The organism is Bacillus sp. FDAARGOS_527, from assembly GCF_003812125.1.
Classification (GTDB): Bacteria; Bacillota; Bacilli; order Bacillales; family Bacillaceae_G; genus Bacillus_A; species Bacillus_A paranthracis.
On sequence record NZ_CP033795.1, the window covers coordinates 1,916,478 to 1,941,173 of the forward strand.

25 protein-coding genes and 2 pseudogenes are annotated in these 24,696 nt (G+C 32.0%); 3 read left to right on the plus strand and 24 right to left on the minus strand.

From position 1 onward, the window contains the following. Window positions 1-9: 9 nt before the first annotated feature. The 8 genes from dltD to EGX95_RS12385 all read right to left on the minus strand — a co-directional run bounded on the left by dltD (window position 10) and on the right by EGX95_RS12385 (window position 7,917). Complete coding sequence (dltD, locus tag EGX95_RS12350; RefSeq protein ID WP_000782319.1) at window positions 10-1,191, minus strand: D-alanyl-lipoteichoic acid biosynthesis protein DltD; 1,182 nt, start codon at window positions 1,189-1,191, stop codon at window positions 10-12. Between the two features lie 266 nt (window positions 1,192-1,457). After that, a complete protein-coding gene (locus EGX95_RS12355) occupies window positions 1,458-1,985 on the minus strand; it encodes a GNAT family N-acetyltransferase (protein ID WP_000461338.1) in 528 nt (175 codons plus the stop codon). Between the two features lie 116 nt (window positions 1,986-2,101). Beyond that, window positions 2,102-3,724: a peptide ABC transporter substrate-binding protein gene (locus EGX95_RS12360; protein WP_000758241.1), complete on the minus strand. Its 1,623-nt coding sequence runs from the start codon at window positions 3,722-3,724 to the stop codon at window positions 2,102-2,104. 20 nt (window positions 3,725-3,744) lie between these two features. Next, window positions 3,745-4,746 carry a C40 family peptidase gene (locus tag EGX95_RS12365; protein WP_000755454.1) on the minus strand — a complete coding sequence of 334 codons (1,002 nt, stop codon included), beginning with the start codon at window positions 4,744-4,746 and terminating at the stop codon, window positions 3,745-3,747. Window positions 4,747-4,785: 39 nt separating this feature from the next. Continuing rightward, complete coding sequence (locus EGX95_RS12370; protein ID WP_002021647.1) at window positions 4,786-5,847, minus strand: dipeptide epimerase; 1,062 nt, start codon at window positions 5,845-5,847, stop codon at window positions 4,786-4,788. A 142-nt stretch (window positions 5,848-5,989) separates the two neighbouring features. After that, window positions 5,990-6,316 carry a DUF3870 domain-containing protein gene (locus tag EGX95_RS12375; protein ID WP_000271328.1) on the minus strand — a complete coding sequence of 109 codons (327 nt, stop codon included), beginning with the start codon at window positions 6,314-6,316 and terminating at the stop codon, window positions 5,990-5,992. Between the two features lie 259 nt (window positions 6,317-6,575). Further along, window positions 6,576-6,932 carry an FtsB family cell division protein gene (locus EGX95_RS12380; RefSeq protein WP_001228720.1) on the minus strand — a complete coding sequence of 119 codons (357 nt, stop codon included), beginning with the start codon at window positions 6,930-6,932 and terminating at the stop codon, window positions 6,576-6,578. A 388-nt stretch (window positions 6,933-7,320) separates the two neighbouring features. Further along, window positions 7,321-7,917, minus strand: a complete 597-nt coding sequence (locus EGX95_RS12385; RefSeq protein ID WP_000981416.1) for a DJ-1/PfpI family protein — start codon at window positions 7,915-7,917, stop codon at window positions 7,321-7,323. Between the two features lie 236 nt (window positions 7,918-8,153). Between EGX95_RS12385 and EGX95_RS12395 the strand changes: the two genes are divergently transcribed. After that, window positions 8,154-8,585 carry a cytidine deaminase gene (locus EGX95_RS12395; protein ID WP_000903441.1) on the plus strand — a complete coding sequence of 144 codons (432 nt, stop codon included), beginning with the start codon at window positions 8,154-8,156 and terminating at the stop codon, window positions 8,583-8,585. Window positions 8,586-8,838: 253 nt separating this feature from the next. Here the strand turns inward: EGX95_RS12395 and EGX95_RS12400 are convergent, their stop codons facing one another. From EGX95_RS12400 to EGX95_RS12410, 3 genes are all read right to left on the minus strand, one after another. Then, the gene (locus EGX95_RS12400; protein WP_000789031.1) at window positions 8,839-9,069 is read right to left on the minus strand and encodes a hypothetical protein; all 231 of its coding nucleotides are present in this window, start codon (window positions 9,067-9,069) and stop codon (window positions 8,839-8,841) included. A gap of 311 nt (window positions 9,070-9,380) precedes the next feature. Then, window positions 9,381-9,644 (minus strand): hypothetical protein, encoded by a 264-nt coding sequence (locus EGX95_RS12405; protein ID WP_001262613.1) that lies wholly within the window; start codon window positions 9,642-9,644, stop codon window positions 9,381-9,383. 201 nt (window positions 9,645-9,845) lie between these two features. Then, entirely contained in the window at window positions 9,846-10,610 is a 765-nt protein-coding gene (locus EGX95_RS12410; RefSeq protein ID WP_000490902.1) for a class I SAM-dependent methyltransferase, read from the minus strand. Between the two features lie 205 nt (window positions 10,611-10,815). Here EGX95_RS12410 and EGX95_RS12415 point away from each other — a divergent pair, with 205 nt between their 5' ends. Continuing rightward, complete coding sequence (locus tag EGX95_RS12415; RefSeq protein WP_001083943.1) at window positions 10,816-11,097, plus strand: hypothetical protein; 282 nt, start codon at window positions 10,816-10,818, stop codon at window positions 11,095-11,097. Window positions 11,098-11,266: 169 nt separating this feature from the next. Here EGX95_RS12415 and EGX95_RS12420 read toward each other — a convergent pair whose 3' ends face one another. From EGX95_RS12420 to EGX95_RS12430, 3 genes are all read right to left on the minus strand, one after another. Further along, a complete protein-coding gene (locus EGX95_RS12420; RefSeq protein ID WP_000516718.1) occupies window positions 11,267-13,060 on the minus strand; it encodes a Xaa-Pro dipeptidyl-peptidase in 1,794 nt (597 codons plus the stop codon). A 201-nt stretch (window positions 13,061-13,261) separates the two neighbouring features. Next, window positions 13,262-14,638: a sensor histidine kinase gene (locus EGX95_RS12425; protein ID WP_001037243.1), complete on the minus strand. Its 1,377-nt coding sequence runs from the start codon at window positions 14,636-14,638 to the stop codon at window positions 13,262-13,264. Further along, the gene (locus tag EGX95_RS12430; RefSeq protein WP_000865966.1) at window positions 14,631-15,278 is read right to left on the minus strand and encodes a response regulator transcription factor; all 648 of its coding nucleotides are present in this window, start codon (window positions 15,276-15,278) and stop codon (window positions 14,631-14,633) included. Before EGX95_RS12430 ends, EGX95_RS12425 begins: the two co-directional genes overlap by 8 nt. Window positions 15,279-15,399: 121 nt before the next feature. Here EGX95_RS12430 and EGX95_RS12435 point away from each other — a divergent pair, with 121 nt between their 5' ends. Further along, the gene (locus EGX95_RS12435; protein ID WP_000976094.1) at window positions 15,400-15,819 is read left to right on the plus strand and encodes a hypothetical protein; all 420 of its coding nucleotides are present in this window, start codon (window positions 15,400-15,402) and stop codon (window positions 15,817-15,819) included. A 55-nt stretch (window positions 15,820-15,874) separates the two neighbouring features. Here EGX95_RS12435 and EGX95_RS12440 read toward each other — a convergent pair whose 3' ends face one another. The 10 genes and pseudogenes from EGX95_RS12440 to EGX95_RS12490 all read right to left on the minus strand — a co-directional run bounded on the left by EGX95_RS12440 (window position 15,875) and on the right by EGX95_RS12490 (window position 24,658). Then, window positions 15,875-16,324, minus strand: a complete 450-nt coding sequence (locus tag EGX95_RS12440; protein ID WP_000651662.1) for a GNAT family N-acetyltransferase — start codon at window positions 16,322-16,324, stop codon at window positions 15,875-15,877. Window positions 16,325-16,592: 268 nt separating this feature from the next. Beyond that, a complete protein-coding gene (locus EGX95_RS12445) occupies window positions 16,593-17,297 on the minus strand; it encodes an alpha/beta hydrolase (RefSeq protein WP_000910321.1) in 705 nt (234 codons plus the stop codon). 281 nt (window positions 17,298-17,578) lie between these two features. Continuing rightward, a pseudogene (locus EGX95_RS31055) lies at window positions 17,579-18,959 on the minus strand (5'-methylthioadenosine/adenosylhomocysteine nucleosidase). Window positions 18,960-18,976: 17 nt separating this feature from the next. After that, window positions 18,977-19,726 (minus strand): WecB/TagA/CpsF family glycosyltransferase, encoded by a 750-nt coding sequence (locus EGX95_RS12460; protein ID WP_001016403.1) that lies wholly within the window; start codon window positions 19,724-19,726, stop codon window positions 18,977-18,979. A 12-nt stretch (window positions 19,727-19,738) separates the two neighbouring features. Continuing rightward, a complete protein-coding gene (locus tag EGX95_RS12465; RefSeq protein WP_000544331.1) occupies window positions 19,739-21,322 on the minus strand; it encodes a M3 family metallopeptidase in 1,584 nt (527 codons plus the stop codon). A gap of 211 nt (window positions 21,323-21,533) precedes the next feature. Continuing rightward, window positions 21,534-21,638 (minus strand): annotated as a pseudogene (locus tag EGX95_RS12470) (SHOCT domain-containing protein); the annotation flags it as partial. A 47-nt stretch (window positions 21,639-21,685) separates the two neighbouring features. Then, a complete protein-coding gene (locus EGX95_RS12475) occupies window positions 21,686-22,546 on the minus strand; it encodes a DegV family protein (protein ID WP_000538295.1) in 861 nt (286 codons plus the stop codon). Between the two features lie 462 nt (window positions 22,547-23,008). Further along, a complete protein-coding gene (locus tag EGX95_RS12480; protein WP_000361679.1) occupies window positions 23,009-23,461 on the minus strand; it encodes a spore coat protein in 453 nt (150 codons plus the stop codon). Between the two features lie 14 nt (window positions 23,462-23,475). Continuing rightward, window positions 23,476-23,676, minus strand: a complete 201-nt coding sequence (locus EGX95_RS12485) for a spore coat protein W (protein WP_000342253.1) — start codon at window positions 23,674-23,676, stop codon at window positions 23,476-23,478. A gap of 370 nt (window positions 23,677-24,046) precedes the next feature. Continuing rightward, a complete protein-coding gene (locus tag EGX95_RS12490) occupies window positions 24,047-24,658 on the minus strand; it encodes a spore coat protein (RefSeq protein WP_000333021.1) in 612 nt (203 codons plus the stop codon). Window positions 24,659-24,696 lie beyond the last annotated feature (38 nt).

The following is a 24,696-nucleotide window of genomic DNA, read 5'->3' on the forward strand; positions in this document are numbered from 1 at the left end:
TCTCCACACTTATTTCTCAGTATAAAAGTTTTGCACTGCTTCATCAAAGTAAATCCAGCCTTTCCAACCTAAATGAATTGTATCTTTTAAGAAATACTTATCATATTCATGGCCAGAGAAATCGACTACTGGATACCCAGCTTTCTCAACTTGTTCCCTAACTTTTTTATAATACACTTCACGGCGCTCTTTAGGGAAACCAGCGTAATCATACCACGGTCCATTTACAGGTACAGAAATAAAGAGCGGCTTGACATTTTTCTCTTTAAAAATATTTAAAACAATTTGTAAGTCATCATATTCTGGTGATTCTTCATACGATTCATTTGCTCTAAAGTTTTTTAAACCTTTTAACTTTTTCTTCAAATTATGTTTATAGTAATATGGATTTTCAATTCCGAATGTGTTTGTAGTAGATTCCGCTTTCCCTTCTTCTTCCGCATGTTTACGTGCATCTACCCAAGAAATTGAACGTAGTCCCACATTTGTTTTTTCTTTCATCGGCTCAATCTTAAATATGGAGTTAAATAAATCTCTATGATCTAAAATATTTCGATGCATATAAGCAAGTGGTTTAACTAAACCCGCTTTTACGTTATGTTTCGTATCATTAAATACAATACCTTCTAAGGAATTTTTTAATATATCATCTTCTTGAACAACTTTATAATCTAAAAGTCGTTTCGCAATTTGCTTCTTCATTTCTACATTTATTTTATCATTAAAAATAAAATGATATGCTTGTTGTTTAGAGAAATTGTTCGTAAAATCCCCCTGCGATACACCAGTCTTTGTAAACCATTGTGGTGATAAAACAAAGACTACTTTTTTACCTTCTAACTCATCCATTGTAGATGTCATATTTAATATATGAGCTAAACTTTGTGTACCGCCAATCCCAATTAAATATGGCGTAAAACCAGCGGGATTTACTTTGAAATAATTAGACGGATGATATGCATCCATTCGTAAAAATTCAGATGAACCGTACATCGGTAAATACTGCGAATTCTCTAACATTTTCTGTTGCAAGAATACACTTTGTAATTTTTCTTTTTGTAAGGAAGTTGCCGCATCTTCTACCTTCTTATCACTAATCAGTGATACTAAACTTTTCGATGGGATGAGTATGATAATAAAAAAAAGCACACACGCTAAAATTATGGGACCAAAGGCATGCTTCATTTTCATTTTTTATTCCTCTTCCTATCGCAATTAAATTGTAACCCTTGTCTTTGACACGTCATCATTTCTCTCCTTTTTCTCTATACATGTTCCATTCTATTTATCTATTATATACATGTATGTATTTCTTTCCTTGTTCTATTAAGACCTATATATAGCGCAAGAAAATGTTTCCATAGAAACACGTTAATTATACAAGATTCTACATACATTTCACACTGAAATTTTAGTAATAATTTTATTTTTTAACAATGAAAAAACATATGAAATGTCTAGAATTCTTCGGATGATGTATTGAGTTCAAAATATGATAATAAGCGCCCGCTATAATCAACTTCATGAGTATATATAAACCCTAGATTTCGTAAAAGTTTTTTCGAGTTCTCATTTGCTACTTTTACTCTAGCAATTATTCTTTTTACATTCATCATCTCTTTTGCATATTGAATGGAAGCCTTTGCTGCTTCTGACGCATATCCATTTCCCCAATATTCCGGATCAAGTAAATACATAATTTCTATTTCACCTGTTGCATCTATTTTTCTTAAACCACAATGTCCTAAAAGCTCTCCTGTATTTCTATTAACTAACAACCATACCCCGAAACCATACTGTTCCCAATGTGATATTAGTTGCATAATATAGTCCTTTGCTTCTTCCTTTGACATTCCCTTTGATTTAGCAAGCCATTTGCCAACAGCCTCTTCTTTTACTATGCTATAAAATTGATCAACATCTTCTATAATGGGCTTTCTCATGAATAACCTTTTTGTATGTATTACTTTCTTTTCTTCAAACATAAAACTTCATTCCCCTCCAAAATTTTATACATAATGGTAAATTATACCACGTACTATTTACCCGACTTTAACTAAAAAACAGACTACCACAAACGTGGAGTCTGTTTTCTCATCCTTTATTTTTGTACATCTGCCCACTTTAAACTTGTTGCTGGTCCAAATTGATGTACGTATAAATCTTTCACATACGGCTTTTGTAAGTAAGATAATCCGCGCTGGAATACTGGAGCAATTACCGCATCATCCAGCAACATCTTCTCAGCATCTTGCAATGCTTTCCAACGTTTTTTTTCATCATTACCTAATTCTGTTTTAATCTTCTTAATTAACGCATCATATTCTGGATTTGCATATTCAGTATTGTTTACACTGCTTCCAGAAAGGAATACTTCTAAGTAAGTCATTGGATCTGGATAATCTGGTAACCAGCGTGATAACGACATTTCATATTCTTTCTTCTTCTCTAGCGCTAATTTTTGCGTGTGTGGTTGTAATTTCACATTTACCTTTAAGCCAGGTAAGTTTTTCTCAAGCTGCTCTTTAATATATTCTCCTACTTTTTTGAAGTTTTCTAAATCATAGTTTAATAACTCAAGCGTTACTTCATTTGTACCTGTTTCTTGCTTCGCCTTTTCCCAATATTCTTTCGCCTGTTTTACATCCGTTTTATTAAACTCACCTGCTGTACTTCTAAAATCTTTTTTATCTGGACCTTTTAAAAATCCTTTTGGCACGTAATAGTTTGCAGCAACCGATCCATCATTTAAAAATGAAGTCGCAAGTCCTTTCTTATCAAACACTGTACTTAGTGCAAGACGTGCATTTTTATTTTTAAGAATCGGCACATTTTCATTAAATCGGAAGAAGTACATAACTGGATCTGTATATTGTTTTAGCTCTTTATTATTTTTATATTTATCTACGAATTCTGTAGAAATGACAGCTCTATCAACTTTATCTGTTTCATATAAATTTACCGCAGTTGAAATTTCTTTAACAATTTGATAGTTTACTTCATCTAGCTTCACTTCTTTTTTATCCCAATACTTATCGTTTTTCTTCATCGTAAAACTAGCTTCATGCTTCCAATCAGATAATGTAAATGGCCCATTATATACCGTTTTATTTGCTTCTAATCCATATTTATCGCCTTGCTCTTTCGCATATTTCTCGTTAATTGGATAGAAGGACGGTAAAATAAGTAGTTTCGTAAAATACGGTACAGGATGTTCCAACTCTACAACGAACGTTTTATCATCCTTCGCTTTTACTCCTAATTCCTCTAACCCTAGTTGTTTCTTATTTATTTTCTCCGCATTTTTCACATCGTACGCAATGTATGCATATTGAGAAGCAGTATCCGGATTAATAAGCTGCTTCCAAGCATATACGTAATCTTGCGCTGTTACTGGATCTCCGTTAGACCACTTCGCATCACGCAAGTGGAATGTATATGTTTTCCCATCTTTACTCACTTCATATTTTTGTGCTCCAGCCTCAATCACTTCATCGTTTTTCGATAAGCGGAATAATCCTTCCATGACGTTATTTAAAACGTTAAATGATACTGCATCTGTTACTTTCCCTGAATTTAATGACGGAATTTCACCCGTTTCTAGTAACTGTAATACTTTCTTCTCATCTTTCGGCTTTGTCGTTGTTTTTTCTTTTGCGCAGCCAACTAAAATTGAAGAAACGAATAGAGTACTAACTAATGAGTAACGAACAACTTTTTTCATTTGAAAACCCCCTCTATTTTTTAAGGTAAGTAACGACGGGCGCCAGCGTATTCTTCTATATATCCTGGTGTATTTAGCGGTATAATCTCTACCGATCTTTCAGCTCTCGGTGAGTGAATCATATTTCCATCACCAATGTACATCCCCACATGATGAACACTGCCTTTCCCTTGATCATGTGCAAAGAAGATTAAATCTCCTTTTTGTAAATGTTCTTTATCAACTGCAACTCCATTTCTCGATTGCGGACCAGAATCTCGTGGAATTGTAATACCGTGCGATTTATAAATCGTATGTGTAAATCCAGAGCAATCAAATCCGAAGCCACTTGTACCAGCCCAAATGTACGGTAATCCTAAAAACATTTTCCCTGTGTTTATTAGATCATCGGCCGTCGGGGTTGGAATATCATTTTGAGAACGGTAAACCGTTCCATCATTTTTTCGTAGCCAAGCTTTCTGCCCATTTGGTAGCAACACGCGGTATGAAATCGTATCTTCACTAAGTAGCGGCAGTCGCGTATTATAGCTCACTTCAAGCGATTTATGTTTTTCAGAAGGATTTATATATAAAATGGCTGTCGGTTTCGTTACTAATACGAAAGGTTTATTTGTTTTATCTGCAAATTCTTGATTATATGTTAACTGTTTTTCAGGCATCCATCCTGGGTAGCCTTCTTCATTTCGAGGTGTTGGCTGACCATGGACTAACACTTTCACCCAATCCCCTTTTTTATCTACAACTGTTACTTCTTGGCCTAATAACGCTTGCGTTTCTAATTTATTTGCACTTGTTAACCAAAGTTTCTCATCAAGCGTCATCGATTTCGTCCACTTCCACAAATCAACTGGATTTGTAGCACTTGGTGCATCAATTGGCCGTAATGAATCAGGCGTGGTCCAAAGTGTTGCAGCAGATACATCGATAAACGCCTTACTATCTTTCTTTTCCTCAGCATTTGCTGATGTAAACGATGAAAATATAAATAAAGTTGTTAAAAATGCAGTTCCTACTTTTTTCATACATATCCCCCTTAAAAGATAATTTACTAGTCTCTTCTCCTAAGATTTACTATTCACTGTCGATTGAAGGTTTACCTTTGATCCAGAATAAGTCATTCCTTCCGGTTCTTCCATTAACCAAAGCGGTGCATCAAGATCGAAGTAATGAATATTAGGATGTGCAGCAGCTAAATGTGCAACAGCGCTAACAGAAAGAGAAGATTCCATCATGCTTCCTACCATACATTTCACACCAGCTGCTTCTGCAATATCGGCAATACGCCACGCTTCACGTATGCCTCCACATTTCATTAATTTAATATTGATTAAGTCTGCATATCTTCCTTGCACAATTTTTAATGCATCACTCGCTGAAAATATGCTTTCATCTGCCATAATAGGTGTTTGTACATGATCTTTGACGTACTTTAATCCATCCCAATCTTTCGCATGAACAGGTTGTTCAATAAATTCAATATTTAAATTGCGATTTTCCATCTCTTTAATGATAGAAACTGCCTCTTTTGGATTCCACCCTTGATTTGCATCTAATCGTAACGTCGTATTTTTTGGTACGCTATTTCGAATCGCTTCAATACGTTCTAAGTCTAAGTGTGCAGATTTCCCCACTTTAATTTTTAAAGTTTGAAATCCTTTTTCTACATGTTGCTTTGCCTCTTTCGCCATAATGAAAGGCTCATCTACACTCACCGTAATATCTGTATGGATTTCTTTCTTCCCGCCTAATAATGCGTAAAGTGGAATGTTATGATATTGACAATACACATCATATAATGCGATATCTACCGCGGCTTTCGCACTTGGATTTCCAATGCAACTCATTTGGATGTGCTGTAGTAACTGCTGAAATTGAATGATATCTTGACCAATTAAATTGGAACGCATCGGCCCTAAAATTGCTTCTTCAATCCCGTTAGCGAAATCCCCCGTAATAACCGGTGTTGCAGCTGCTGCACCCTTGCCAACAATTCCTTCATCTGTATGAATATATACATCTATACTTTCTATTTCGGTTACGGTACGAAGCGCCGTTTTAAACGGTGTATGCAGATTCACACGCCTACGATTTACTTTTACATCGGTAATTTTCATATCGTTCATCCTTTCGTTGTTTGAAAAAGTGGAATCCTAATTTCAAATTTTTTAGAGCAATAAATCACCTCTTTTGCTTACTTTTCATATAGAAAGTTAATGTGAAATAAAAAAATCCAGCCATAAGAAGATTCTTACGGCTGGATTTTGTCTATGAATGGGTAGACAAAGCAGCAATTTGATTATATTTTTTCTGTGCATCTTTTAATGCTACAAGTAATGCTTTTTGAGACGAACCGAAATAACGATCTTTTATTTCCATTACTAATTCTGGGTCATTAATATTTTTATGTAGAAATAAATATTTAACGAATTGAGATGTTAATGCAATTGTCGCTGAGCAATCTGCATCTACAATTTCCCCAGTCTCCTTAACAAGTACAAACGCTACAAAATAGCTTTTAAACTTTTCGGTAATGGGATTATTTTGAGGTGCTTTCGCATCCCCTACGACATAAATTGTATTTGAAGCGTACACAGCTCTCTTCCTTTCTAATACGGGATAACGGTTTTCTTAATAGTCGTATGAGTGATAAACTCAACATGGATTAAAAAATGTATCCGCTTACCTTGTATTATAATACAATTGACAGAATTTTAACAACATTTATTTTCGTATATATTCCATAAGTATAAAAACAGCTCCAGCTCTTCATTTTTACAATATGTAATTGTTTCTTGTACCATGACATTCCTACATGAAAAAACAGCTAGCTATTGCTAACTGTTCTATTACACTACTTTGGCAACACAAATATAGTTTCATTTGACTTAGAAAATTGATATTCTTTTCTCGCAAACTTCAAAATTTCTTCATCATCATCTGTTAAATTTTCTATGTTAGTCTTTAAAGAAGCCTCATCTTTCTTTAAAGAAACCAATTGTTTTTTTTGATTCGTAATTGTATCTTTTTTTTCTACAATTATTTCTTGTTGTTTCGTTAAAATAAATTGAACGTACAAAGTAGCCGCCGCAATAAATATAAACATGAATATAAATCGCCTTAGTTTTTTCTTATTAATTGCTCGATTTTCATTAGACTGTGATAGTTGTTCTTGTATATTAGGAACATTTATTCGCTTGAGTTTCCTCATTATGAAATCCCCCTAACACATATATTTTCACTACCATCGGCATGATTTCTTATTAACTTTAATTCTATTCTTATAAAATAAGCTCCTTCACAAAAATATCTCACTAATTAACCAATTAAAGATAGCATTCGACGACATTTCCATATTTACATTGCATTTTTTTATGTATGCTGGCATAAAATAGTAGTTTCTGTTATTCTTTTTCTACTATTGTAGAAGAGTTTTTTTACATACAAAGTTCTCCTTGTTTTAACATGGTTACAAGGAGAAAAGAGATGCATTTTCGTACATTCGATAAAACTAGAATGACTGTTTAAGAGCTTAAGTTTAGAGCATAGATCATACCTATATACACTCAAAATAAGAAAAAAGCCCAATTTGGGCTTTTTTAATTTTGTAAATCAATATCATATTCCATATTTTTGGCCGTTTCTTCAGCGATCCCCACACCTAGCAAATTTTTCACAATATGAAATGACATGTTAATACCAGCTGAAATACCTGCCGATGTAATAATATGTCCTTCATCTACAAATTTCACATTCTCCATTACTTCTACATTCGGAAAATCTTTTTTGAAAGTTTGAATACTAGCCCAATGTGTTGTTGCTTTTAACCCTTCCAGTAAACCAGCTTTCGCGAGTAATAACGCTCCGGTACAAACTGAAGTCATTAGCTTTACTTCTTTCATTTGCTGACGAATCCAATTGATTACAATATCATTTTTCACTTCATTTTCCCGTGCGCCTTTACCACCTGGAATGATTAATATATCAACTGGTGGTAAATCTTCAATACTATAATCAGGCTTTACCTTTAATCCGTTCCTTGCTGTAATCATTTCTCCATTTTGGCTAACTGTATAAACAGTAAATGGTTTCTCTTCATGTACTTTAGTGATAGAAAAAACTTCAAATGGCCCTGCAAAATCTAACACTTCCACCTCATTAAATAAAAATATCCCTACACTCCATTTATTCATCACACGTACACTCCCTGTTGCAAATAATGTAAAAGGTGAGTATGACCTTTTTCTAAGGCTATATCATAGGCTGTTTTCTCATCATCACACTCTTCTATATGTTCTGTTGATTATTATATATTCCTTTTTTAATTATAGTTTACATAATAATATTATCTATTTAACATTTATCTTTTATTTTAAATATTAAAATTTTCTGCTAAAATAATGCTAATCATGTTTAGTATGGAGGAGAAATTATGTTACACGTAATACCTTTAAATAGTGAAGACTATGATTTAATTAAAGCGGCTGAAAAAGTAATCGAAAAAAACTATAAATATGGCCGTCATCATATCGGTTCAGCAGTACGCACTAAAACAGGTAATATTTATGCAGCAGTACATGTTGAAGCGAATGTTGGAAGAATAACAGTATGTGGTGAAGCTATGGCAATTGGAAAATCTATTTCAGAAGGTGATCATGAATTTGATACCATTGTAGCAGTTGCTCACCCACACCCTCATGAAGATATAGAAAAATGTTGGGTTGTTGCTCCATGTGGTATGTGTCGAGAATTAATAAGTGATTACGGAAAAAATACGAACGTTATACTTTCTTATAATGGTGAACTTGTAAAATGTAACGTAATGGAATTATTACCTGAAAAGTATACAAGTAAAGTAGAATAATTATTCAGACTTTCAACATATCAAATAATATTATTCCAACAAAAAAACAACCCATTTTAAAATGGATTGTTTTTTTGTTTCTGTTTTTTGCAGTTTATTTTATTTTTCTATTTTTGAAATGATTAAATTATTATTAACAAAAATGAAATTAAAAATATTTGAGTTTATTTCATTTTTCATTTGAAAACAAAAATACACTTTCTCCTTACATTCGATAAATGTTAATATAAACTCTCTAAAATCAGCAGTTTTATCATACCAATCTATAACAATTCTGTCTTCTTCCCTTACCTGTTTCCTTTAGCACATATGATTTTAATACAAGCGCCGTTAATGAATCTGTTAATGTTTTATATGATAAATTAGATAATGCCAATAGATCGTTCGTATATAACATTCTATGCTTCTCTAATAATAATAGTACTAATCGTTCAGACGGTTTTAATGCCTCATCACTTTCTAGTATAAAGTCTATATTTTTCATTTCTCTAATTATTACTCCTTATATAAAAAAATACTTACGCAACTAATTTAATATAAAAATAATACATAACAAAATTTGAAATATATTAAAATAACATTGTTTCAAAACACTATTATACTATAACATAGAAAAAGCATTTCCCGAAATAGGAAATGCTTTTTTATTGCTTATAGAATTCTTCAAACCATACATTATATTTCAAATATTAATCCGTACAATTCCCTACAAACTTTTCTGATCATTCAAAAGTATTTATAGTACATCAAGTTCTACTAAAATGAGTTAACTATTTTCCGGCATTTTGTTCTACCTTAAATATTTCTTGCGATGTGCGGCTTACTGTAATGACTTGTTCCACCACCGCCTACTACTACTTTACCGCCTTGTTCGAAAATTAATAATTTACTTGAACCATCTGCAAGAAGTACTATTACTTCAGCATTATTACTTGTTGCTACATAAATTATATAACCACTTTTTGATATACAAGTTTCCCAATTCGCATCAAATTCTGATCTTACTACACGATTTGAATACACTTGATTTTCAATTCTATCTTGTTCTTCGTTTGCCAAATTTATCCCCTACCTCTCTAAAATATCATTTATAGAAACATTACAGTTCTATTTAAAATAGTGACTGTCTTTAATATAAATAGTATATGTAGTTAGTAGAAGGATGCTTGGACAATGAAAACGTAATAGCATGTAAATAATATACAATTAAAACAAGACAATCGATATTGTATCAATTGCCTTGTTTTCTTACATACTTCTTTATTTTTCTTTTCGCACGGCTTCAAAAGTAAACATTTGATTAGCATTTGACGGTTCTTTTTCATAAACATAATCAGCAGAGCAAGTAATATTAGAGAAACCAATACTTTCTAAAAGAAGTTTAAACTCTTCTATTCCATACCAACACACCGCAAAGCGTTGCAATTCCGTTTGTACTAACTGCCCTTTACTCCATTTTTCATATTTTAAATAGGATAGAGTAACTTGGTTCAGCCAATCTATTTTAATTGATTTATTTTCTAATGTAATTCCGTCACCATTTGGTAAAGAAAAAGTCGATGTATGAATCTCCCCCGTCTTCCAGTCATACGGAAGCATAATATCTACGATTAATCGTCCGCCTGGATTAAGGTGTTCATAAAAACATTTCAATGCATTTATAGAATCCTCTCGATTTTCAATTAAGCAAAAAGAACCAGTAGGAATAATAATTGCCTCATATTTATGCGGAAGTGAAAATTGTTGTAAGCTTCCTTCATATAAATTAGGGTGTAAGCCTCTCTCTTTACATCTTATACGGCACGATTCTAGCATCTCAGGTGAATAGTCAATCCCATCTACTGTAAAACCAGCCTCAAGAAGCGGGATGATGACACGCCCTGATCCTACTGCTGCTTCGAGAATTCTACCTCTACAATTTTTCAAACGTTTTTCGTAATACTCAATATCACCATTTAAAGAATAACCGACAGGCTTTGTGTAATCATAAAGTTCCGTGCAAAGTGTACTATAAAAACTAAACATTTATTTTCTCCCCCGTTTTTTACGTACGGAAGATTTAAATTCAATTAATCTCCCTGTACCTGTATTTTTAATGAAAATTCGAAAGAGCTGACTGTCATAATATATCACTCACTTTCCATAGAATATAATCATATTGTATAATATTTCCTTTGAAATACCAATGTAAATAATGAAAATTCAAACTCTTTACCAAAAGGAGGATATGATGAATTCATTCATTATATTTCTTTTACTTCTTATTGCTTTTAATGCTCTAATTTTCTTTATAGCAAAGAAATATAGGGGAATATGGAAAATTACCAGTGGCATTTTCATTCTTTCTTCCCCCATCGTTTTCTTCGCCACTTTGCATGTAATTGGTGAAAAAGTAGGAGATGGATTCGCTGGAGGTTTTGCTGGGCTTACATTTAGTGGCCTATTGATCATAAATGCAATTTTTTTATTTATTGTAAGCCTTTTTGTATCTACCAATAAACATTCACATTAAACTCTCCCTTTCAAAATGTAAAGAGGTTGTCTCATAAGTCTCTTTCGAAGTAAAATCACATGAAATTGAAAAGGAAGAAACGTTATTAAATCAACGTTTCTTCCTTTCACTTTCTATTCGGTTTTGGCTAAAAAGCACCTTTTAGGACAGCCTCTTTATCCATAACTATTTATTTCACAATTGGCAATGTCACTTCACTTAATTTCACTGTAAGCTTCGTGCCCGCTTTCGGTCTAATTGTATAATCATAGTCGCTAGCAATTAAAACGACTCCTATTTGATGCCCAGCTTTAAAGACATAATCATCTGGCTGCATGTCCCATGTAAATGTATAATCTTTGCCCGGTTGAATCGCTGTTGAATTTTCTATACTTTTTACGTTTTGTGGATCCATCCAGCCTCGTGTTACGATTTCCGGCTTCGTTCCTCCATAATCAACAAGTAATGCTGTTAAATTTGATACAGATCGATCAATATTACCTGTAATTGAAATCTTTGGTGTACCACTTATACGCGTATCTTTTTGCAGTACAGGCATTGTATACACTAATCGATTGGCTACTTCTAATTCTGGGTTTGCTACTAATTCGTTTGATTTCATTTTTGCATCATCTACGAATGAAAACACCTTATTAACAGAACCCATACTGAATGGTAAATTAACTGCTTTGTTACTTAAATACATACGGATTTTTGACGGCACAGCTGCTGGATCCGGCCAATTTTTTATTTTATCCCAAGCCTTATTCTCACGTTGTACATCGACCATTGGTTCATTCATAATTCCATTTTCAATTCCATACAACCAATAATCGAACCATTTGTTTTGTGTTCTTTGCCAGTCATTCGTTGATGTTCCACCGTGTCCACCTTGATGTAACCACATTTTACGAGGGACATCATTCTCTCCAAGCGCTTCCCACCATTGCGCGAACTGCTTCGTCTTTACATTCCAATCATTTAAACCATGAACAACAAATACACTCGCTTTTACATTTTTAGCATCTTTTACATAATTACGTTTGTCCCAAAAATCATTATAATTACCAGTTTTTCGGTCCTGTCCTGCTGTTAACTCTTTTATTACTTGTCCACAAACTTCAGGATTTTCTCTTGTTAGTACTGCTTCTGCCATATTATCTGTATCTTCTCCTTGGTATCCACCTGGCGCAATAACTGCACCGTTTGCACGATAATAATCATACCAACTACTAATCGCTGCGATTGGTATAATTGTTTTTAGCCCTTCAACGCCTGTCGTTGCAACAGCATTTGGTAACGTACCATTATAAGAAACTCCTGTCATACCTACATTTCCCGTTGACCACTCGGCTTTAACTTCCTCACCATTTTCTGTATATGCTTTCGCACGTCCATTTACCCAATCAATAACAGATTTCGTCCCTAATATTTCTTGCTCATCCCCAGTCGTCGGACATCCATCTGATTTCCCAGTTCCAATACTTTCACCTAAAATGACTGCATAACCTCTTGGTACATAATAATTTCCATACGAACCAAGATTAACAGCTCCATACGGTTTCCCTTCATACGCATACAATTCTTCATCTACGTTATATACAGGAACATCTTTTAAACCAGCTCGATATGGGCTCATTTCATATATAACAGGAACTTTCACATTTGGATCAGTTTTTGGACGCATAACTTTTACTGATACTCGATCTTTTTTTCCATCTCGATCACTATCTACTTCCGTTTCTACAAATAGATTTTCAACAATCGCTTCATCAAGCGAGTAAATCGGTTTTGTCATCCCGTTTTCTAATTCAATTTTCGTACTTGAACGTAACGCATCTGAAACAATTCCATTTAACTTCACGTCATGCTCATTTATGTAGTTTGTTTCTTTATTGTCTGCATACGCAGTCATACTAGAAACTCCTGACGTAATTGATAAAGATAATATTGCTGATAATGTTGCTATTTTCTTTTTCCCCATATCCTTCCCTCCCCATTTATGTCTCCTTTTACTATACAATATAATTACTGAAAATTCAGTTTATATTTTATACAGCAACTTGAGAAATTTGTAGAACACTCTTCCAACGGGCTTTCAAGGTTATATATTCTGATTTACTGCTCTCATATAACCAATAAAAAACATCACCTATTAATAGACGATGCTTCTAATTGTATTGAATTAGTCATTCTTCATAGTAATATAAAACCGTATTTCTCCCTCTTTAGTAGATACGCCATAGTCAAAACCATGCCTTTCTAAAATACTTTTCACTATCGCTAGTCCTAATCCTGTGCCTGATTTTTCTTTACTTCGTGAAGAGTCTAAGACATAAAAAGGTTCCCAAATTTTTTCGATATCTTGAATTTGTTCTGCATTAATCCCATTTTTAATTTGAAAATATACACTTTTATTTCTCTCTTCTAAAGTGATTATTATGTTTTGATTTGTTGTATATTTTATTGCGTTAGAAATTAAATTTTGAAACACCATTCCCATTTTATTTAAATCCGCATAAATGACCTGATTTTTAATATTACTGTTCGTCTGCAACTGTATTTCTTTTGAATCCAGTTCAATTTTATGCTTATCTATTATACTTCGGACTAATGGTTCAATAGGGAATTCTTCTTTTTGTAAAACATCTCTTTCTAACTTCGAAAATCGTAATAGTTCTTCAATTAAGTTTGATATTTGATCTGTTTGTTTTATAATTGTATCTACGTATGTCCCATCATCTAACCCATCCTTAATTCCCATAGAATATGCTTTTACTAATGCAATTGGTGTCTTTAATTCATGCGTCACATCACCCATAAATCGTTTTAAATGTTCATTACGATCTGTTAAATCTTGATGTGCTTCATGTAGTGTATCACTCATGATATTAATACTATCGGCTAACTCCCCTATTTCATCGTTCGTTTTCACTTTTGTTCTTTTAAACTTCAAATGTGAAATGTCCTGAGCTACATCACTTAGCTCTTTTAATGGAGTCGTTATTATTTTTGAAAGTATCCACACAAGTAAAATAATAAGAAGGAGTGAGAAACAAAGAATGTATAAATAAAATGTATTTAACGTTTTTATAATTTCGTTAGAATGTGCAATAGAAGTTCCCATTAAAATTATTGTATTATCTTTTGCAATATATTTAGCGAAAAAACTTGCTTTTAACTTCTCTTGATCATATAGTTTATTCGATTGCCCTTCCACTTTCACCTTCATGACTGCATCTTTCGTAATCCACAGTTTATTTAAAACTACTTTCTTTTTCGTAAGTTGCATGCGTAACGATTCGTTCATATCATCTTCTGACTGATTGATTGACGTATATGCAAACGTAACGTTATTTTCGCTTTCAATTGTACGAATTACATCTTCTAACTCATTTACAGATGTATTTTGTATTTGCATTGTAAATTCATTCAAGTTCTCTCTCGTTTTGTAAATATTATATTTCGGTAAAAGATAGTTAATTATTAATAAAGAGATCGTAAAAATAAGAATAACAGTTAAAGAAATGCTGAGAAATAGTTTTTTTCCAAGTTTATTCACTCTGCTCCTCCAAACTATACCCTAAACCACGATGCGTCTTTATAATATTTTCTCCTACTTTTTTACGTAACCTTCTTACATGTGTATCAACAGTTCGCTCTTCTCCAAAATAGTCAAATCCCCATACGATATCTAACAATTTTTTACGAGTCAAAATCATGCCTTTATGACTTAAAAAACACTTTATTAATTCTAGCTCTGTTTTTGTAATATCTAACTCTTTGTCATTTTTATAAACTTTATTTTTCGTAAAATCTATTTTCAAATCTTGAACTTGAATGACATCATCGTGCTGTATAAGCTTTTTCGCTCTAGTGATTAATACACCTGGATGAAATGGTTTTTTTACGTACTCATCTGCCCCGCTTTGAAGCGCTGCTAATTCATCTTCGCTTTCACTTTTCGCCGTAAGCATTAATACTTTTACGCTTGAGTTTTTCTTTATTTCCTTACAAACAGTAATACCACTATGTTTCGGCATCATCCAATCTAAAATAGCTAAATCAATTTTTTCATCATAAAATATTTGAAGTGCTTCTTCTCCATCTTTCGCTAAGAAAACTTCGAAGCCTTCTTTCTCAAAATAAGCTTTTAAAATCCTTAGCATATCTTGTTCATCATCTGCGATTAATACTTTCATACATTATCCTCCATTGCTTTTAAACAAAAATTAATTGTATCATACAACTTCTTTGTTACATGTATGTGACAGAAAAATATTTGAACTAGTTAAGGGTATAGTAAAAACGAGGTGTTGTACTATGATGAAAAAAATCGGGGTCATTACTCTTCTTTTCTTTTTATTATCAACAAATGCGTTCGCAAATACAAATCAACAAATTGAAGTATTTGATTGTCAAAAAGAAATGGTCGTTCAAAAACAATCTTTAGATCCAGCTATTCAAAAAAAAGCTGTTCAATATGCTAAATCCATTACTGGCCCCTTCAAAAACTTAAATGTCGTTCCAAAAGATGGTCACATGATAAAAATCCCTTTATCTAAACCAGTTTCTATTACAAATCAATGGCTACAAACAACAATTGATGAAGTACTTATTCTTCTCCCTCTTAATCAAAAACCTTATATTATGCTTTACGACGATGAAAATAATCCACATTTTTATTATGTAAAAGGTGATCCGAAGGGACTATTGAAAGAAATGAATGTTAAACATAATTGACTAGAAAAAAGAGACTTCATAAGCTTATTTTTCGAAGCAGAGGTCTCTTTTTTTACTAACATAATACTTTATAGTGACTATAGCCTTTATATACCTGCCCCTTCACAAATCCATTTGCACTATAAAATGCATCACCTTGTTTTGTATCTGTATGTAAAACAACTACTTTAAAATTCTTTTCCGCATGAGATAATAGTCGCTTTAATAACAAGTTCCCTAGCCCTATACGACGATAGTCCTTTGAAATATAAAATCGCCTTAATCGGCCAATCTTATTATTTTCTGTATATGGATCCTCATTTAACCCTCCTATTCCGATTAACTTTTCCCCATGAAAAATCCCATATAAGCATTCACCAGTTTTATTAAATGTGTTTATTTTATTTTCATATTCACTTATTAATTTTATTAGGAAATAAAATCCTTCGTCTTTGCTTTCCTGAACAAGATATTCGTGTTCGTATATCATTAAATCTTCAATTTGTTGAATATGTATATCTTTCAAGTAAATCCCCCCTTAATATAGAAACACATAAAAATGCTCTAAAATCATTTATTCTGAGCATTTTTATGATTGTTATCTTATTCAATTCGTAGTATGTGTATTCTTCACTTCAGTTTTAAATCGATAATATAGTTGTTTAAGTCTTATTGAACTAAAGTAGCTGTTTGCTTAAATGAATAGATTTACATTTATAATGTCTCTCAAATATAATATCAGTTTATAAATTCATCATTCTACTCTAACATTGTTCAAGTTAAGTTATAATTTGTTAATCTATAAGCTTGTGTAACCACAGTTCAAATATCTTTAACTGTTCTTCAGTATGAAAATAATGTTCACCTGTCTCCATGACTTCTAATGCACAACGATGTTTTTTTGTAAAATCGTTAATAATTTCAAATTCACACAGTTCATCCTTAGCTCCGTACATAATATATGTATCTATATTCCATGTATTAATAAGATGTTCTTTTACATAGCATAAATAATCCCAATATAACTTTTGACCAATCGGTGTCTCTATAATCATTTCTTTTTGCAAAAGTTCTGGTGTTACATTAAACCATTTCATCATATTTTCGATAATTCGTTCCATATTAACTACTGGTGATAAAAATAATGCCTTTTCTATCACATCATTTTGATAGGCTAAAAGGCTAAAATAAGCTCCTATACTACATGCAAACACACTTACTTCTTTCCAATGCTCTTTTGCGTAATTCATAATTATAGATAATTCACTAACACAAAACTGTACTTTGCAAGGAGTATTATCATTTGTTCTTTCTCCATGCTCAGGTAAATCAAAGCTTAATACTTGATAACCTTTTTGATTAGCTTCTTCAGCTAATATTTGAATAACTGCATCTTCCTTATTTGACATATTTCCATGTACTGCAATAAAAACTTTTTCACTTTTATCTCCCCACAAAACCGTGGGAATATTATTAATGTTAAAATTATCTTTAAGCATATTTCCTCCATAGAATAAGTCATATAGTACTTGGCAAAAAACGCACACACTTTATAATCCAAATCAAACCATTACTAATCCATCACAAATGAATACCACTATCTCTACCTCTGTATAACAGAGTCTACTTTGTATTTAACATCTTTCTTTTTCCATTTCTTCAGAAGCCACAAGTACTTATTTTAATTCCCCACTAAGCAATTTACTCCGTTAATGGAAGAAAGATTTTTAAACGACTTTATTATTTTTAGAATGATTATATTGTAATTTAAACAACTTTATTATCTCTGTATAGCAGGCAATATCCCCTTCAACTCCAGTAAATCATCTATTACTATATCAGCTTGGGCAAGTTCATCTTCTTGTGCAAAATCAAAATTACATCCAATCGCAATCAAGCCATTATCTTTAGCTGCGCTTATATCAGATAAACGATCCCCGACTACAGCTGCTTCTTTTATATCATATTTGTTCAAAATACTTTTTACTAAGTCGCTTTTATTAAGTGAGTTTATTTGTTCAATACTAAACGTTTCAGTAACCCATTGGTCTAAATCATAATAAGATACAATTGCTCGTAGATATTCAGTTAAACCATTACTTGCAATATGTATTGAGCAATTATTTTCTTTTATATATGTAAAAATCTCTTTTACATTCGGATATAAAGCACCTTTTCCGCTCTTAATGTTTTCAATTAATCTTTCTAAAAAATATGCATCTGTTTGTTCTCTTATTTCAAGAGAATGATCCGGTAATAAAGCTTCCCAAACTTTCGGTAACGGCACGCCCATAATTTCACGGTACTTATCAATAGGTGTTACCGTATCCCATAATTGTAATGAACGTAAATGATTAAAAGTATCATCTAACGATAATTCTAAAATTTTATCTGTTTGAAATAACGTTCCGTCCATATCAAAAATTAATGCTTGTAACATTTCATTCTCTCCTTTTGAATTATAATACAGTTTTACTTGATATATTTTTCAGCATCTCAACGATAATTTCTGAACAATAGTTTGCGGCCGTTTTCGCGAAGTCATCATAAGAAATTTGTGCTTCATCGTCTGCACTGTCAGAAATACATCGCATTACGAGAAACGGTACTTCATTTATGTAGGCAACATGTCCAATTGCTGCACCTTCCATTTCTGTACAATGCGGTGCATATTCGTCTATTAATTTCGCTTTTAGTTTTGAATCTTCAACAAAACATTCACCGCTTACAATTCTTCCTTCATGAACCTCTATGTGTAAATTACTACTATTGCATGCAATACGCGCTAACTCTACTAATTCCTTACTTGCGATAAATTCTTCTTGAAACGGGAATAAGTTTTTCATTTGAGTCTTACTTACATCATGATGGGTAACATTCGTTGAAATAATGATATCACCAACTTTTACATCTAGGTGTAACCCACCAGCAACACCTGTATTGATGATAGCATCTACATCAAATTTATGAATTAATGTTTGCGTACATGCGGCTGCATTTACTTTCCCTACACCACATCTTGTAACAATTACTTCAGTTCCCATGAATTCTCCAACGTAAAAAGGCATTCCCGCAATTATTTGTTCTTCTTGTACAACTAATTTTTCTAAAAGTAAGTCTATTTCAATTTGCATTGCTCCGATAATTCCGATTCTGTTCATGAATGTACTCTCCTTTATTAATTACTCCCTTTAATTCTTTCAGACATAACCGACAATAAAAATTTCGGAAGTACGATTTGTCTCTTTAATCTTTTCGGCTGTGAGAGTAATCTATATAACCATTCAGTTCCTGTATCCCTCATAATTTTCGGTGCTCTTTTTACAGTACCAGATAATATATCGATCATACCTCCAATACCAATAGATAGTGGAACGTTTAATGTTTGTATGTTTTCATAGATGAATTCTTCTTGTTTCGGTGAACCTAGTCCTACTAACAGTAAGTGCGGCTTGAATTGCTTTATTTTCATTTTTACTTCTTCTATTTCTTCACCATTTACAAATCCATGCTGTCCTTTAAACTGTGCTCCTGGGAACTGCTCATTTAATTTTTCTAATGCCTTTTTATTACTTTCTGGAGCAGCTCCAAAAAGAAAGACGCGGTATCTATTATCGTTACAATATTTTATTAAATCGTGAGTGATATCTGCCCCTGTGACACGTTCTTTCAGCGTTCCTTTTAATATTTTCGAGCCAATTATGACACCAATTCCATCCGCTGTTATTAAATCCGCAGATAGTAACATCTTTTTAAACTGTTTAGATTTAGCCGTGCTTTCCTTTGCAGACATAACAATTTCAGGATTTGCAGTTACTACAAATCTTGGTTTCTCTTGTTTTTCATGTAGCCAACCTTTTAATAAACTTATAACTTGTGCATATTCTAAAGTTGAAAAAGGTATTCCCTTTATAAGTTGGTGATTCACTTTACTCTCCCCTTACATAAGTTGCAAATATTCATCAATATCTTTAGAAATTTGTTTAAAAGCTTTATCCCAAAATTCATATCTTGTTATATTTATTTCAAAATGTTTTTTCATCAGTTCTTCCACTGGAGCTTTTCCTGTTTCTCGTAAAAACTCTTTATATTTCAAGTGAAAAGTACTTTTACTTTCTTTAGCTATTTCTAATAAACTAAAACTAGCTAAATACCCAAATGTGTATGGATAATTATAAAAAGGAACATCTGCTATATAAAATTGAATATATTTCATCCACACGAACGGCTGATATTCTGATAATGAATTTCCATATGCTTTTTCTTGCGCTACTATAGATAATTTCTCGATTTGATCAGCACTTAAAGGACTTTCTTTACATTTCTCGTAAAAGTTCTTCTCAAATTCGTACGATGCTCGAATTGCCATTACATAATTAAAACAGTTTCTTATTTTCCAGCTAAGCAATGACTTTTTTATATCTATACTATCTGTTGTTTGAATTAGATAATTTATAAGCACCGTTTCAAAGAAAATAGATGCTGATTCAGCTGTACTCATTGGCAAATAATCATCTAAAAAAGAAGAGGATTGTTCAAAACTCATATTATAAAAATGCCAAGCATGTCCTAGTTCGTGGGCAAGTATTCTTACACTATCGATACTTCCGTCATAACGCATAGAGATTCGAGATTCTTTTTCACTGAAAAAAGGAGCACAAAATCCACCTGGGGGTTTATTCTCTCTCGGTTCTGCATCTACCCAACCACTTTCTATCGCATGACGTGCAAATTCTGCTAATTCTTCATCTATATTTTTAAATGCACCGTATATGTTTTGTACTGCTACTGAAAAAGGAATAATAACCTCATTATTCTCCTTTACTGTCATAAGTTCATGCCATGTAATCGAAGCTCTGCCTTTCTTATACACATTTAAAGCACTAACTAATTTATCTAGATTTTCTTCTGTCGCATTCCATATTTGTAATAATACAGTTTCTGAAACACCATTCGCATGAAGGGACCTTGCTAAAATCTCTCTATCTTCTAATTCATTACCCTTCGTATTACGCAATCTTCCTATTTGATTTAATACAGTAGCAAAAATTTCTTTCTCCTTATGTAAAGCACATGTTAATAACTCGAATACTTCTAGTCTTTCCTTTTCATTATCACTATTCATTGCAACATGATTTGCTTGTCCAAATGATAATTGCTTATTATTGTGCTCTATTTCTATCCTATTCCTTAATTGTATGTACATATTTTCCCACGCATGTAGTTCATCTTTTATTAGCCTAGTATTATCAGTAATTTCCACTTCACTTTGCTGTATGACTTGCTGCACTTCACTTTTTAGTTCTTTTACTTTCATAGTTAATCTAGTAATGTCAGATGAAACACTTTCTTCAGTCAATCGACAGTACAAATAGTATTCTGCTTTTTCAATAGATTGAATAAGTTTTGAAAGGATTTCTACGTCCTTTGTCACAATATATTGCTCTTTTAACTCCAATATTGGAAATATAATGTCTCCACACGTATATAATCGATCTAAATCCCATCTAGCAATTTCATGCATTTTATAGCCGCCCCCTTTTTTTACAAATAGTTACAGATTCTTCTCCCTACACAATTATATATGAAATGGTAAAATTTTAATATCTTCAAATATTTAGATTTCTATAAACAAAATACTTCAATACATAAAAAAGATGGTTCTGTCCACAACAGAATCATCTTTTTTATATCTTATATTTAGCATTTTCATACTAATTTCATAAAAAACTAATTTATATATTTAGTAACTCCTTTTTCTTCGCATTAAATTCATCTTCTGTAATAACACCCATATGTAATAATCCCTTAAATTTTTTCAGCTCATCTGCTACAGAAATAGTAACATTACCTTGAAGAAAAAAAGATTGATCAAAAGATCAATCCTTTACTCTACTTCATTTAAGAAAAACAACGTTATAACGCCAGGTCCTGTATGTGCTCCGATTGCTGCACCAATTGTATTTACGATAAATACTTCACAGCCAAATCTTTCTGTAATTAATGCTTTTAATGCTTCAGCTGTTTCTAAATCGTCACCGTGAGTTATACCGATTGTTTGACCTTTAAGTTCTTTTCCACGCTCTTCCATTATATCGACAATTCGGCCAAGTACTTTCTTTTTCCCTCTTACCTTTTCAAGTGGTACAAGTTTTCCTTCTTCCACGTTTAAGATCGGTTTAATGTTTAGTAAACCACCGATAAATCCTGCGACTTTACTTAAACGTCCACCTCTCACTAAGTACTGTAAGTCAGCTACAGTGAAGATATGTTCCATATGGTTCATTAGAAAATCAACACGTTTTAAAATATCTTCTTTTGATGCACCGTCTTTCGCCATTTTAGCAGCTTCTAAAACAACAAGACCTTGACCAAGCGAAGCACATTTCGTATCAATAATTTCTAAATCTAAGTTAGCATATGTTTCTTTTACTTCCTCTTTAATGAGAACTGATGATTGATATGTACCAGACAGTTCAGATGAAAAAGCTAAATATATACAAGGATTACCTTCTTTTGCATAAGAAACAAATTTTTCTTGGAAAGTTTCAAGTGAGGGCAATGACGTTCTATAAACAGCGCCTTCTCTCATTTTTTGCAATAATGTAACTGACTCTAATGTTACTCCATCTAAATACTCTGTTTCTGATTCATCATAAACACGGAGTGGAATTAAATCAATATCATATGCTTGCAGCAATTCTACCGGTAAATCCGCCGCACTATCCGTAATGATTTTAACACCCATTTTTAAACCTCTATTCTGTTATAAATATAAAATAATAAAATAAAAATAGTACTTTTAAATTATATACGTAAAACTTAAATGAAGAAAGGAAAACACTGTATATTGTATGCACTATTCTTCAAAACTTGAACTGTTAATACAAATGATTCTATTTTAAACACCTTTTTCTTATTATTTTTCTAAAACACGAATAATTTTATAAGTATTTTGTATCATTATATTTTAATTCTTTATCTTAATATAATCTTTTCAAATTCATACTGTTTAAAATTTAAAAGCCAAATCCAATAAAGGAAATGGCTTTTAAGTTTTCATAAAATAACCAAACTTCATTTTCCATCACATTGCTCTCATTATTATTTTAGCGATGTTAAATATTAGTCCAGTTATGAGTAATATTTATAGCCTGTACTATAATTAAAACAGTAAAAGAATCACTAGATAAAAAACAAGTTAAACACTTTATAAAATATTCAATTTAACTAGTAACGCTAATAAAATTTGGAGAAGAATTTGAACATTTACTGCTATGTCTGTATCAGTAGTCGTAACTGTAACATTTCTAGAATTTCTAATAACAGTTTCTTGTTTATTAATTTGTTTAATAGATGATTTTTGAAACAATTCTTGTGCAACACGATCAGCTTTTTCACTATCTGCTATAGAAATACTTATTATAACCACGATAGCTGCTTGTAATGCCGCTTGAATAGATAACGCAGCTTTTGTATCTGTAGTAGTAACTTCTACATCTGCTGAATCGACAATTGTAATTGATTCTTCAGAAATTTGGTAAGTTTTACTTTCTTGCGCAGCTGCTTCTGAAACACTAGCATTTTTAAAAGATGGATGAGGATTTGAGTAATCTAATGCACTCCATTTTTTATTTTCATCTGAATGACATGTTTTGTCCATACGTTCACCCCCTTTCAATCTAAATAATTATTAACTTGTGATTGTATTTCAGAAACAATACTTTTAATTTGCTGCTTTTTTTCTGGCGATAAATTTTTTAGTTTTTCTTCATTTATCCCATGCCTATTAAAAATATCTGAGAGTAAAAGGTCTATAATTATATTCTTTTGATCCTTATCAAACTTAAAGGAAGAAAATTTGTTTAAATCATCCATTTACAATATTCACTCCAATCAATTTTCTATAAAAATTTCAAATAACTAAGAGCATTATATGTAATTTAATAAAAATTGCTTGGACAAGTAACTTAATCTTCTATTTTCCACTTCTTTTTACTAATAACTTCAAAAAGCTGGCTTCTAATAAGAAGTCAGCTTTCTTTCCTTCACTTCACATAAATATAAGTTTCATTTACTGTTAAATAATGTATTTCAACTTTATTTGTAGTTTTCCACACTTGCTTTTTCATTTATCTTGAATATTAATTCAGTCATAATAAGAAGTCCAAGCTTGTACCATATGTTACAACAAAAAACGTTTACTTAAAGTGAAAACTTATAGCTAAATATCAATAGGATAGACACTTTATAAAATGTTTAGTTTAACTAATAAAGCTAATAAAATTTGAAGGAGAATTTGAATATTCACTGCAATATCTGTATCAGTCGTTGTTACGGTTACGTTTCTGGAATTTTTTATAAATGTTTTTTGTCTATTAATTTGTTTAATAGCTGATTTTTGAAATAATTCTTGTGTTATTTTATCTGCCTTTTCACTATCTGCTATAGAAATACTTACTACAACTACGATAGCTGCTTGTAATGCCGCTTGGATAGATAGCGCAGCTTTTGTATCTGTAGTAGTAACTTGTACATCTGCTGAATCAACTATTTCAATATATTCCTCAGAAATTTGATCGATTTTATCTGTTTGTATAGCTTCCTCTAAAAAATTTGTATTTTTACTAAACGAATAATAATTTACTGATTCGCAATCTTCTTTTTTTGGTTCACAATCCTCTTTTTTTGGCTCACAATCCTCTTTTTTTGGCTCACAATCCTCTTTTTTTGGTTCACAATCCTCTTTTTTTGGTTCACAATCCTCTTTTTTTAGCTTAGGAGCTCGTTTTTTCGGCTCACAATCCCGATTTAATGGATCCCGGTTTTTCTTTCTTCTACAAACTTCACATTCACACATAAAATCACCCCTTTTAGTCTTAAAAGTTAGCAATATTA